At 63.6% G+C, this 12,568-nt stretch carries 11 protein-coding genes; 7 read left to right on the top strand and 4 right to left on the bottom strand.

Features of this window, described 5'->3' with window-relative positions; all coding sequences use genetic code 11:
- Positions 1-218 precede the first annotated feature (218 nt).
- The 3 genes from EN990_RS21450 (at position 219) to EN990_RS21440 (ending at position 3,516) form a co-directional block, all read left to right on the top strand.
- Positions 219-1,658 (top strand): aldehyde dehydrogenase family protein, encoded by a 1,440-nt coding sequence (locus tag EN990_RS21450; protein ID WP_127384628.1) that lies wholly within the window; start codon positions 219-221, stop codon positions 1,656-1,658.
- Between the two features lie 91 nt (positions 1,659-1,749).
- Complete coding sequence (locus EN990_RS21445; protein ID WP_063170443.1) at positions 1,750-2,325, top strand: DUF1349 domain-containing protein; 576 nt, start codon at positions 1,750-1,752, stop codon at positions 2,323-2,325.
- A gap of 216 nt (positions 2,326-2,541) precedes the next feature.
- Positions 2,542-3,516, top strand: coding sequence for a hypothetical protein (locus EN990_RS21440; RefSeq protein ID WP_127369124.1), 975 nt, complete (start codon positions 2,542-2,544; stop codon positions 3,514-3,516).
- Between the two features lie 185 nt (positions 3,517-3,701).
- On the opposite strand, the gene EN990_RS21430 is transcribed toward EN990_RS21440, so the two are convergent.
- The 4 genes from EN990_RS21430 to EN990_RS21415 all read right to left on the bottom strand — a co-directional run bounded on the left by EN990_RS21430 (position 3,702) and on the right by EN990_RS21415 (position 8,415).
- Positions 3,702-5,234 carry a mercuric reductase gene (locus tag EN990_RS21430; protein ID WP_127369122.1) on the bottom strand — a complete coding sequence of 511 codons (1,533 nt, stop codon included), beginning with the start codon at positions 5,232-5,234 and terminating at the stop codon, positions 3,702-3,704.
- A complete protein-coding gene (locus EN990_RS21425) occupies positions 5,224-6,603 on the bottom strand; it encodes a glucoamylase family protein (RefSeq protein WP_063169869.1) in 1,380 nt (459 codons plus the stop codon). Before EN990_RS21425 ends, EN990_RS21430 begins: the two co-directional genes overlap by 11 nt.
- A gap of 113 nt (positions 6,604-6,716) precedes the next feature.
- Positions 6,717-7,469: an SDR family NAD(P)-dependent oxidoreductase gene (locus tag EN990_RS21420; protein ID WP_127369121.1), complete on the bottom strand. Its 753-nt coding sequence runs from the start codon at positions 7,467-7,469 to the stop codon at positions 6,717-6,719.
- Positions 7,470-7,605: 136 nt separating this feature from the next.
- Entirely contained in the window at positions 7,606-8,415 is an 810-nt protein-coding gene (locus EN990_RS21415) for an IclR family transcriptional regulator (RefSeq protein ID WP_127384633.1), read from the bottom strand.
- Between the two features lie 186 nt (positions 8,416-8,601).
- Between EN990_RS21415 and EN990_RS21410 the strand changes: the two genes are divergently transcribed.
- From EN990_RS21410 to EN990_RS21395, 4 genes are read left to right on the top strand one after another with little or no spacing between them, the layout of a single operon-like run.
- Positions 8,602-9,615 carry an ABC transporter permease gene (locus EN990_RS21410; RefSeq protein ID WP_027164248.1) on the top strand — a complete coding sequence of 338 codons (1,014 nt, stop codon included), beginning with the start codon at positions 8,602-8,604 and terminating at the stop codon, positions 9,613-9,615.
- A complete protein-coding gene (locus EN990_RS21405; protein WP_024501859.1) occupies positions 9,612-10,457 on the top strand; it encodes an ABC transporter permease in 846 nt (281 codons plus the stop codon). Before EN990_RS21410 ends, EN990_RS21405 begins: the two co-directional genes overlap by 4 nt.
- Positions 10,458-10,460: 3 nt before the next feature.
- Positions 10,461-11,537, top strand: coding sequence for an ABC transporter ATP-binding protein (locus tag EN990_RS21400; protein ID WP_127388381.1), 1,077 nt, complete (start codon positions 10,461-10,463; stop codon positions 11,535-11,537).
- Positions 11,534-12,565: a dipeptide ABC transporter ATP-binding protein gene (locus EN990_RS21395; protein WP_013528135.1), complete on the top strand. Its 1,032-nt coding sequence runs from the start codon at positions 11,534-11,536 to the stop codon at positions 12,563-12,565. The genes EN990_RS21400 and EN990_RS21395 overlap by 4 nt, the downstream gene beginning before the upstream one ends.
- The last annotated feature ends 3 nt before the right edge of the window (positions 12,566-12,568 follow it).

The raw sequence follows: 12,568 nt of genomic DNA, 5'->3' as shown, positions 1-12,568 counted from the left end.
GTGTACAGAATGAATCGGCCCAAGCCGATTGATGCACGATGGAGGTTGGCTGCATCGAGGCTCGATGGGGAATCGTCGTCGCCCGCCATCCGCGCGGCGCAGGCACGGGGATTTTTGTCGCGGCCGGCGGTTCACTGTTTGCTTTCCCGCGAGGCAATTGTCTGGCAAATACCAGTTCAGACAGATGCCCGCGCGGCCAACAAGCAGGAACACACGATATGACGCTGTTTCGAAAGAACCTCATCGATGGCGAGTGGGTCGGCGATGCCGGTTCGCGCAACATCAACCCCTCGGATACCGGCGACATCGTCGGCGATTATGCATCGGCGGGTGTCGAACAGGCCCAGCAGGCGATCGCTGCGGCCAAGGCAGCGTTCCCGGCTTGGTCCCGCTCCGGTCCGCTGGCGCGTCACGCGGTGTTGAAAAAGGCCTCCGACGAGATTCTGGCGCGCAAGGACGAGATCGGCCGCAATCTGGCGCGAGAGGAAGGCAAGACGCTGGCCGAAGGCATCGGCGAGACAATTCGCGCCGCCCAGATATTCGACTTCTTTGCCGGCGAAACGTTGCGTTTGACCGGAGAGGTCGTGCCGAGCGTGCGGCCGGGCGTCGGCGTCGAGATGACGCGCGAGGCGGTCGGCGTGGTCGGCATCATAACGCCGTGGAATTTTCCGATCGCTATTCCGGCCTGGAAGATCGCCCCGGCGCTGACACACGGCAACACCGTCGTCTTCAAGCCTGCGGAGCTAGTTCCCGAGAGCGCCTGGACCATCGTCGACATCCTGCATCGCGCCGGCCTGCCGAAGGGCGTGCTCAATCTCGTCATGGGCAAGGGCTCGGTCGTCGGTCAGGCGATGCTCGACAGTCCCGATGTCAACGCCATCAGCTTCACCGGCTCGGTCGGCACCGGCAAGCGCGTCGCTGCGGCAAGCATCGAACACATGCGCAAGTTCCAGCTTGAAATGGGCGGCAAGAACCCGCTGGTCGTGCTCGACGATGCCGACCTCGCGATCGCCGTCGATTGCGCGCTCAACGGTGCCTTCTTCTCGACCGGCCAGCGCTGCACCGCCTCGTCCAGGCTGATTGTGGCTGACGGCATTCACGACCGCTTCGTCGACGCCCTCAAGGATCGCATGAGCAAACTGGTCATCGGCGATGCGCTCGACGCGCAGACCCAGATCGGTCCTGTCGTCGACGCGACGCAGCTGAAGCAGGACGAGGACTATATCGCCATCGGTGTCAGGGAAGGTGCCACGCTCGCCTTCGGTGGCGAGCGGCTCGACCGCAAGACGCCGGGCTTCTACCTGCAGCCGGCGTTGCTGACCGAGGCGACCAACGCCATGCGCAGTTCGCGCGAGGAGATTTTCGGGCCTGTCGCCAGCGTCATTCGCGTCAAGGACTATGACGAGGCGCTTTCCGTCGCCAACGACACGCCCTTCGGCTTGACCTCCGGCATCTGCACCTCGAGCCTCAAGCATGCCACGCACTTCAAGCGCAATTCGGAGGCCGGCATGGTGATGGTCAACCTGCCGACGGCGGGTGTCGATTTCCATGTTCCCTTCGGCGGCCGCAAGGGTTCGAGCTATGGGCCGCGCGAGCAGGGCCACTATGCGGCGGAGTTCTACACCACGGTAAAGACGGCCTATACATTCGCGGGCTGATCAGCCGTCGACCGATCAGCCGGGCTGATCGGTCACTGCCGGCCACGCCGGCAACCCCGCCATGCACATCTGGATTGGAGCGGCGCGAAGGATGACAGTGCAGGACCTGACCTGGCTTAACCCGCCGCCGCACCATTCTATCGACGGCGACAGCGTTCGTGTGCGCACCGGCAAGGAGACCGATTTCTGGCGCGAGACCTTCTACGGTTTCTGGCGCGACAATGGCCACTTCCTGCACCGGCCCGTCGAAGGCGATTTCACCGCCGAGGTCACCGTCAAAGGCGACTACGAGGTGCTTTATGATCAGGCGGGGCTGATGGTGCGGCTCAGCGAAACCCATTGGATCAAGGCCGGTATCGAGTACACCGACGGCCTTGCCTATTTCTCCGTCGTGGTCACCAACGACACGTCAGACTGGTCGCTGGTCGCCATTCATGCCGGTCCGGGCGGCGTCAGGATCCGGCTGACCCGTCACGCCGAAACGATCCGTGTCCAGTATCTCGATGCTTCCGACGGCCACTGGAAGCCTGTGCGGCTTGCCTACTTTCCGATCTCCAGGACGGTCGATGTCGGCATGATGTGCTGTTCGCCGCAACGCGAGGGCTTCGAGGTCACATTCTCCGGCTTTTCGGTGGGGCCGCCGATATCGCGGGAATTGCACGATTGAGACGTGCGGCCTGCGCCGACCGCAAGCCCTTCGACCTTTGTCATAATCAAGTCTGTAGATCGCCGCCTGCCTCGCCGGCGGCTGCGCCTGTCGTAAGTTGGGTTCTCCGGAGCCGGAATGGGTATTGCGGGGAAACTTTTGGCCTATGTTCCGCTCAAGGCGAATATGTCGGGCAGCACGTTGCAACGGTATTGGCATCCGCGCTAGGAGTTGCCCATGGGCAGGTTGCGAAGGGCAGTCAAAAGAGCCGTCTATTCCAGGGCGCTGAGATTTCTTGGCGTTCCGCCCGTGCTGTGGTCGCAGGGGATCGGACATTTCTGCGATTTCGCCGGGCCGCGCTGGTATCGCAACGCGTCAACCGCATCGACACAGAGCGAGGCATTTTTCCGCCAGCATTACAGCGGCGCACATGGCATCGTCTGGCTGCGTCTGAGCACCTTGTCCAGGGATGCGCAAACCTGTGATCTCGACACGTTCGTCAGGATCGTGTTGCCGACGATCACGGCACCGTTCACGCTGCTGACGACCGATGGCGATGCTTCGGTGCCGTCGGATCTGGCGAAGGACACCGTCGACCAGCTTCTCGCCAACCCCTTCCTGGTCTCCTGGTACAGCCAGAATTGTGACGGCACTCACCCCAGGGTCAAGCCTTTCCCGATCGGGCTCGATCTTCACACGCCTCGGTCCTTCGCCACGCCGGAAGGGCTTGTGAAGCAACTGGAAATCATACGCGCCCGGCAGGATCATGTGGACCGCCGCCCGCCCAGACTGTTCTCTGATTTCAGCATCAGCAATGGCTCGAGACAGCGCCGGGAACTGCTTGATGCCCTGCGCGGATGTCCGCATGTCGATTTCCTGGCGAAACGCGTCTCGCAGCGCTCGATCTGGCAACTGTACTCGCAATACCCGCTTGTGCTGTCCACCGAAGGCAACGGCCTGGACTGCCATAGGACATGGGAGCTGTTCTATCTCGGCTGCATCGTCGTCACCAAGACCTCGCCGCTCGACCCGCTCTATCAGGGTCTGCCGGTCATTATCGTCGACGACTGGCATGAGGTCAGGGACCCCGATGCGCCAAGGCGCTGGATAGAGCAGGCTAAGCATCTGACCGAGCGCGACCATGTTTGGGGACGCTTGCATCCGCAAACCTATCTCGAGCCCATTCGGCAAGAACTTCTGCACGCACTCTGACAGGGCAGCCACGAAATTGGAGTTGCGGTCGGCAGGGCCCGCAGGATCCGCGGAAATATAGAGCCGGCTAACCTCTGGATGGCGTCGACGTTTGGCGGATATCCGAGATGGTCGACGAGGCTTTCGTCAAGCGCCGCATCGTCGCCGAATGTCCGATGCACCAGCTGCGGCAGGCTGCCGGAATGTCACCATCGCCTGGACCACGCCAACCAGCGGCCAGCCAGATGCTTCCATGATGAGGTGAGCCTTGTCCGCCGATAGGCGTCGCCGGCCATCTTTATGCCTAGCGCCTGCGTCGGGAAGGGATGGATGACGTCGGCCAGCGCACGCAATCCCATGCCCGATTTGATGGCCAGCGACACCGCATTGATCATCTCACCGGCATGGCTGGCGACGACCGTGGCGCCCAGGATGCGGTCGGACCCTTCCCTGACGTGGATTTTGACGAAACCCTCCTCCTCGCCGTCCATGACCGCCCGGGCGACATCGTGCATCAGCACCGTATAAGTCTTGACCGGGATGCCGTTCTGGCGCGCCTCCGCCGGATAGAGGCCGACATGGGCGATCTCCGGATCGGTGTAGGTGCACCACGGAATGACCAGCTCGCTCAGTTTCCTACGTCCGAGAAACAGGGCATTGCGCACGACCATGCGAGCTGTGGCCTCGGCGGTGTGGGTGAATTTGTAGGCGAGGCAGACATCGCCCGCCGCATAGATGTGCGGATTTGTGGTGCGGAGATAATCGTCCACCTTGATACCGTCGGCATCGTATGCCACCCCGGCGTTTTCCAGGTCGAGGCCGTCGACATTGGGCGATCGGCCGATGCCGGTGATGATCTCGTCGACGGAAATCGTTGTCGTGATGTCGTCGCACACCAGGTCGGCGAGCTTCTTGCCGCCTTCCGTTCGCACCGCTACCACCTCGGTGTTGAGGCGAACCTCGACACCTTCGCGCGCCAGCGCGTCCGAAAGGATCTGGGCGGCGTCGCGTTCCTCGCCGGGCAGGAACATCGGTTCCCGTTGCGCCAGGATGACGTTGGCACCGAGCAGGCAGAAGGCCTGCGCCGCCTCGCAGCCGAGCGGTCCGCCGCCAATGACCAGAAGCCGCTTCGGGCACTCCGTGAGCTCGAACATGGTCTCGTTGCTGAGATAGCCGGCCTCGGCAAGGCCTGGAATCGTCGGCAGCCTCGGGCGCGCGCCTGTCGCGATCAGCGCCTTCCTGAAACGCAAGGTTTGTCCGGCGACCGTGACAGCGTCCGGTCCGGAAAACAGCGCTTCGCCGAAATAAAGGTCGATGCCTTCGGAAACCAGCCTATCGGCGGCATCCGCGCGGCTGATCCGCTGCCGGATCTGCCGCATCCGCGTCATGGCGCGCGGAAAGTCGACGTGAAGACGGTCCGGCATGTCGCCGCCGAAATTCTCGGCATCGCGCATGTCGGCATAAAGCCTTGCGGTGCGGATGATCGACTTGGACGGGATGCAACCGACATTGACGCAAGTTCCGCCGATCAGATTGCGCTCGATGAGCGCGACCTTTGCGCCGAGGCCGGCCGCTTCGTAGGCGGCAGTCAGCCCAGCCGGCCCGGCACCGATGACGACGAGGTTGTAGGGACCGTCCGGCTGCGGGTTCTTCCAGTGCGGCGGATGGGCGCTCGCGATCAGACTGATGTCGTTGCTGTCGACGGGGAAGGCGGTGGTCCTGGTCCGGTCACGCGACATTGCCGCCACCTGACGCCGGGCTTGCCGGCTGAGACAGCCAGCCGCCATTGAATCCGGCCTTGTGCAGACCGCGACGGATATGCTGATTGGATCGCATCAGCTTCCAGATCAGCCCTGACCGATGGTTCTCGATCATCATCACCACGATACCCTGATCCAGCCCATAGTGGCCTTCCGACACCCAGCCGTGCCTCCCGAATTTACGCCGGTTCGCCAATGTCGGATTGAAGCCGCTCGGCAGCCGGAAATTGTCGATCACCTCGGGGTAGCGATCACCGAGATGGCGCAGCGCCGCCAGGCAGATCTCCGGCGCGAAAGGCAGTGATGCCGGATAGGACCAAGGGGCGATCGTCCCGTCATCGGGCCCGAACGGAGCGCCGCGCGCGGCATAGCCGGAAAACCGCCGGCGCTGTCGCTCCACGCTGGTGCGGAAGCCGCCCGGCCCGTCGCCCGCCGAAAGTCCCCAAAGGTTCTCTTCATAGCCGTCATAGCCGTAAGGGTTGTGGCGCGCATAGTCGCGATGCAGATAGGTCGAGCGGCGGCTGTTTTCGAAATAGTCCGAGTTCTTCTCGCGCATGAAGGCGTCGCGGATGCCGGCGAAATCGATCCAGGCATGCGAGAACTGGTGCATGAACAATGGGCCGCCATACAGCACGTCGTAGCCGTAGATGTTTTCCCACTGATAGGTCGCCGTCCAGCCCTCGTAGCTGTTATCCGAGGTTGGACTGTCAGGCGAGGCCATCGACAGCACGTAGAGGATCGTCGCTTCGTTGTAGCCCTCCCAGCCATAGTGCAGAAAGCCGCTCTTTGGCTTCCAGCCTTGCCGCAGGGTCGGGCTTGAACCTTGTGCCCACCGCCAGTCGACGCGCCGGTAGAGCGCCTCGGCCAGTTGGCGGATTTCGGCTTCCTCGTCATCGTCACCGGAGAAATAAGCGCTCGCCACCAGCATGCCTGATATCAGCAACGCCGTATCCACCATCGACAGTTCGCAGCGCCAGACGCGCAGGCCGGTCCGCATATCGAGGAAATGGTAGTAAAAACCCTTATGGCCGGTGACGTCGTCGCTATTGCCTTGCCGGCTGGTCGAGAAGAAACGCAGCGCGGCCAGCGTCAGCTTCGCGGCGGCATCGCGCGTCATCCAACCGCGCTCGACGCCGATCGGATAGCTGGACAGCGCGAAGCCGACGACAGCGATGCTGGCCGGCGAATTTGGCCGCGATGTGTCGGCGACCAGTCCGTTTTCGGGGTTCACGTTATCGAGGAAGTAATCGAAGGCGGCGCGCTGATAGCGGTCCAGAAGCTCATCGTCGGACAGTGCGGCAGATTCGGCTCTAAGCAAAAGTAGCAAACTCCCGCCTGACGGCTGCATTCCGTGTCATGGTTCCCGCTACCTTGTCGCGACTTGTCGATTCGAGGCGTCCAACTATACGCCCGCATGCTCCATCCGTTGCACCGTCACGTGGAATTGAGATTCGTTCTGCCTCAGTAGGTGGCGCGGCCGCCGGAAACGTCGAACACGGCGGCCGTCGTGAACGAACACTCTTCCGAGGCGATCCAGCAGATCAGCGCCGCCACCTCGTCGACCTCGCCAAAGCGCGCCATCGGTATCTTGGACAGCATGAAGTCGATGTGCTCCTGGCTCATCTGCTTGAAGATCGCGGTGCGCACGGCCGCCGGCGTGACGCAATTGACCGTCACCCCGGTCTTGGCCAGTTCCTTGCCGAGCGACTTGGTCAGGCCGATTACCGCGGCCTTGGACGTGCTGTAGGCGGAGGCGTTGGGATTGCCTTCCTTGCCGGCGATCGAGGCGATGTTGACGATGCGGCCATAGTTGCGCTCGAGCATGTGCGGCACGAGCGCCTTGTTGCAGTAGAAGACGCCGTTGATGTTGATGTCGATGACCTTCTGCCAATCTTCCGCCGAATAGTTCCAGGTCGTCATGTTCGGCCCGGTGATCGCCGCGCTGGTGACCAGGATATCGACACCGCCAAGCGCTTCGAGCGTTGACCGGGCAGCGCGCTCCACGCCTGCGGCATCGGCAACGTCGATAGCGATGCCGTGAAGACTGGGGATGACGGCCTTGGCCTGTTCGATCTGGGCGGGATCGCGATCCCAGACCGAAACCCGTCCGCCTTCTTCGACAATCCTCTGCGCCACCGCCAGACCAATGCCCGATGCGCCACCGGTGATGACCGCCACCCGGTCGCTGAACCGTCCTGCAAAACTCATCGGCATCCGATCTCCCCCCGTCACCCGAACCCGATGGACTGACAACGCGAGCGCCATGCCATCGGCGGCGACTGTGCTGCCACCACCAGGCAAGTTCAAGCCGGCATGCAGCCCGATCGTCTGGGCCAATCCCGTGCCGGGATTACACGGGAATTCCCTCGAGCTGGTCGCCCAGTGCTTTCACCATCGCCACCAGCGCCGGTCCGATCTCGGCATGCGCGCGGTCCTCGGTGATGATCTCGCCGATGCCGCCGCAGGTGATGGCAACCAGCGGCGAGCCGTCACGCGGGCGGAACGGCACGCCGACTGCATGGATGTAGCTGTGCCAGGCGCCGAACGACGTCACATAGCCCTGGTGTGCATATTGGGCGATCGCATCGTCGATCGCCGCCGCGATCATCGCTGCCTTGTCCGGCTCCGCCTCCTGCAAAGCCCGTACAAGTCTGACGCGCTCCTCGGGTGAAAGGGCCGCCGCATAGGCCAGCCCCATCGATGTCTTCCAGATCGGCAGATAGGAGCCCGGGTTGAGCCGCAGCGTGACAAGGCTCTCCGACCGGCAATTGGCGAGATACACCATGTTGAGGCTGTCGCGCGTGCCGAGCGCCACCGCCGCCCCCGTCAAATCGGCCAGCGGCTGCATCAGCGGCCGGGCGACGTGCACGACGGCGCTTGAACTGAGCGCCGAATAGCCGAGCGCCACGGTAGCCGACCCCAGGCTGTAGCGGCCGAGATCCTTGTCGTACAGGAGGTAGCCGAGCGCGCTCAGCGTATAGGTGATGCGCGACACCGTGGCTTTGGGCAGGCCGGTGCGGGCAATGATGTCCTGGTTGCCGAGCGAGGCGTCGCCCGGCCGGAAGGCGCGCAGGATGCCGAGCCCGCGGACCAGCGACGACGAAAGCTGTGCGCCTTCGCCTTCAAGCTCCGTCTCGTCCCTGGTGGCTCGCTTGCGCACGCTGAGGTCTTTCTGGCGTCGTCGTCCGCCTGTCGGGCCGGTGACGTCGGCACTGTCGATCAAAAATGAAATTAAATTCCATTTATATTGACAGCGGCTTTCGCGGGCTGTCAATATGTTTCCGTCGATGGCATGTCCCAGCGCCTTGTGCCATCTTACGAAGCCCCTCCTTGTGAAGGTAGCCACGTGTCTCGCTATATTTTGCGCCGGCTTATCGCAATGCCGTTTCTGGTGCTCGGCATCGTCACCATCGCCTTCCTGATCACCACGGTGACCAAGGGGGATCCGCTGACCGCGATTGTCGCCGAACAGCAGATGAGCAACCCCGAGGTGGTGGCCGCCGCCAAGACGCGTTGGGGTCTCGATCGTCCTTTGCCGGAACGCTATATGATATATCTTGGTAATCTGCTGAGCGGCGATCTTGGCACCTCGTTCATCACCAAGCGCAATGTCGGCACCGACATTCTCTACCGCTTGCCGGCAACGCTCGAACTGGTTTTCGCCGCGATGATCTTCGGCACCACGCTCGGCATCGTGCTTGGTGTGCTGGCCGCCTATTTCCGCAACAGCCTGATCGACCATGGCGCGCGGCTGTTCGCCTTGTTCGGCTCTTCGCTGCCGGTGTTCTGGTCGGGGCTCGGCCTGTTGTTCATCTTCTCCGTCATGCTGAACTGGCTGCCGGGGCCGGGCAGGGTCGATGCCCGCTTGGCATTGCCGCCCGGCATCACCGGCTTCCTGACCATCGATTCGCTTCTGGCTGGCGACTGGACCGTCTTCAAGGACGCGCTCTGGCACCTGCTTCTGCCGGCCTTCGTCCTCGGCTGGACGGTTTCGGGCACCATATCGCGGCTGGTGCGCGCCAACATGCTTGATGTGATGAGCCGCGAGTTCGTGCTCACCGCGCGCGCCAAGGGGGCGAGCGAGTTCCGCGTCGTCATCGTCCATGCGCTGCGCAACACCATGGTGCCGACCCTGACCGTCATCGGCTATTCCTTCGCCTATCTGATCACCGGCGCGGTGCTGACCGAAACCATCTTCTCCTGGCCGGGCATGGGATCCTATGCCGTGGAGGCAGCGCGTGCGCTCGACTTCCCGGCGATCATCGGCGTCACCATCGTCGGCGGCCTTGCCTTCCTGGTCACCAACCTTATCACCGACATACTCTATGTCGTGGCCAATCCGCGCGTGAGGTTGAGCTGATGGCGGTCGTCGTCACCAAGTCCCGCTCCTCGACGGTTCCCGAATGGCTGACCGCGCCATTGGTCATCGGCACGGTCGTCATCCTGTTCTGGCTGTTCATGACGGTATTCGCCAACCTGGTTGTGCAGTTCGATCCGCTCGAAATGGTCGCACGCCGGCTTCAGGCGCCAAGCTGGGCGCATTGGCTGGGTACCGACGCACTCGGCCGCGATGTGCTGGCCCGCACTCTGCACGGGGCCGCGCATTCGCTGCCGATCGCGGTTCTGGTCGTCGTCTCTGCAGTGATCATAGGCTCGCTGCTCGGCGCCATTTCCGGCTTCGTCGGCGGATTGACCGGCGCGGCGATCATGCGGCTTGTCGACGTCACTCTGTCCTTTCCGCCGATGCTGCTGGCCATGGCCGTCGCGGCGTCGCTCGGACCAGGCCTCGGCAATGCCGCCATAGCCATGGTGCTCGTCTGGTGGCCCGTCTACGCCCGGCTGATGCGGGCGCAGGTATTGGAGGTGAAGGAGCGCGAGCATGTCGAGGCGGCAATCGCCGCCGGCGCCAGGCCGCGGCGCGTGCTGTTCACGCACATATTGCCGCTTTGCTGGACCCCGGTGCTGATCAGCGCAACCATGGATCTCGGCCAGGTCGTGCTGCTTGCCGCGTCGCTCAGCTTCATCGGCCTCGGCGCCACGCCGCCGACACCCGAATGGGGCTCGATGATCTCCGATGGCGCCGTTCATTTCTATCAATGGTGGATCGCCTTCGGTCCCGGCGTCGCCATCCTCACCATCGTGCTCGGCTTTAACTTCATAGGCGACGGCTTGCGCGACATTCTCGATCCAAGGTCGGACTAGGCGATGAGCGCACAGATTTCCTCAGCGCCACCGGGCGCAGTCGACAAGGTGGGCGAGCGCGAGCCGCTGCTGTCCATACGCGGTCTGCGGGTCGGGTTCCGCAAGGCCGGCAGTCAGTTCGAAGCGGTTCGCGGGATCGACCTCGACGTCGCCAAGGGCGAAGTGGTCGGCATTGTCGGTGAGTCCGGCTCGGGCAAGTCCGTCGGCATGCTCGCCGCGCTCGGCCTCACGTCAAAGAACGCGGTGGTCACCGGCTCGGTCCGCTTCAACGGCGACGAACTGGTCGGCAAACCGGCGCGCGAGATGCGCAAGATCAGGGGCGCGCGCATCGCCATGATTTTTCAGGACCCGCTGTCCTCGCTCAATCCGGTGATGACCGTCGGCGCCCAGATTGCCGAGGCGGTCAGGCTGCATCAGCGCGTGACACGCAAACAGGCGATGGCGCGCGCGGTCGAATTGCTCCATCTGGTGGCGATCCCGCAGCCGGAGCGCCGGGTCAACCAGTATCCGCATGAATTCTCCGGCGGCATGCGCCAACGCGCGGTTATCGCCATGGCCGTCGCCAACGATCCTGACCTGTTGATTGCCGACGAACCGACCACGGCGCTCGATGTCACGGTGCAGGCACAGATCCTGGCCGTGCTGCGCTCGCTGCAGGAACGGCTCGGCCTCGGCCTGGTGCTGATCACCCATGATCTCGGCGTCGTCGCCGGCCATGCCGACCGCGTCGCGGTCGTCTATTCCGGCCGTGTCGTCGAACAGGCAGGCGTATCCGAGCTGTTCGCCGATCCGCGCCATCCTTACACGCGTGGCCTGATCGCCTCGATCCCCAACCTCGAGGAAAGCCGCGAGCGGCTGTTCTCGATCGACGGTTCGCCGCCCGCACTTGGGCGCTTGCCGGGCGGCTGCGCCTTCTATCCGCGCTGCATTTATGCCGCGGCACGCTGCCGGACCGAGGACCCGCCTTTGCACGATGTCGGCGGCCGGTTCTCGGCCTGTCATTTCGCGACGACCTTGCCGCCCTTCCACAGTGCTGTGCTGGCGGCGGCGAGCCTGGACAGTGGAGACGTGGCCCCATGAGCGCAGCGGAGCAACTCCAGGCGGAAACCAAACCGGCGGCTGCGCTTTCTGTTCGCCATCTCGTCAAGGACTTTCCGGTTCGCGGCGGCCTCGTCTTCGACCGTGCCGTTGCCCATGTCCGTGCGGTCGCCGATGTCTCGTTCGACGTAGCACCAGGCGAAACGCTGGGTCTGGTCGGTGAATCCGGTTGCGGCAAGTCGACCCTCGGGCGCTGCCTGATGCGGCTGATCGAGCCGACCAGCGGCGAAAGCTGGTTCCGTGGCCAGAACCTGCTCGCGCTCAATCACGAAGACATGCGCCTGATGCGGCGCTACATCCAGCTCGTCTTCCAGGATCCCTACGGGTCGCTGCATCCGCGCATGCGCATTGCCGACAACATCGCCGAGCCGCTGCGCATGAGCGACATGTCGGCGACCGACCGCCGCGCGCGCGTCGCCGAATTGCTCGAACTGGTGCGGCTCAATCCCGAGCATGGCAAGCGCTATCCGCACGAACTGTCCGGCGGCCAGCGCCAGCGCGTCGTCATTGCCCGCGCGCTGGCACTCAATCCGCAAGTGGTGATCCTCGACGAGCCGGTTTCGGCCCTCGACGTTTCGGTGCAGGCCGGCGTGCTCAATTTGCTCAAGGACATCCAGCAATCCTTCGGCACCTCCTATCTGTTCATCGCGCATGATCTGTCCGTCGTGCGCCACATCTCGCATCAGGTCGCGGTGATGTATCTCGGCAAGATCGTCGAGATCGCGCCGGCGGCCGAACTCTATTCGAGGGCGCTGCATCCCTACACCCAGGCGCTGCTGTCGGCGGTGCCGCTCGCCAATCCCGAGAAGGAGCGCAAGCGCGAGCGCATCGTGCTGAGCGGCGATGTGCCGAGCCCGCTCAACCCGCCATCCGGCTGCCGCTTCCGCACGCGCTGCTTCAAGGCGCAGGCGATCTGCGCTGCCGTCGAACCGCCGCTCGATCCGGCCGGTGGTTCGCATCGCGTCGCCTGCCATTTCCCGGAGCCGGTCAACACTTTCAGGGCTGTCTGAGTG

The sequence above is a fragment of the Mesorhizobium sp. M7A.F.Ca.US.005.03.1.1 genome, assembly GCF_003997975.1.
GTDB lineage: Bacteria > Pseudomonadota > Alphaproteobacteria > Rhizobiales > Rhizobiaceae > Mesorhizobium > Mesorhizobium ciceri.
This window is presented reverse-complemented; position numbering and strand designations above follow the sequence as displayed.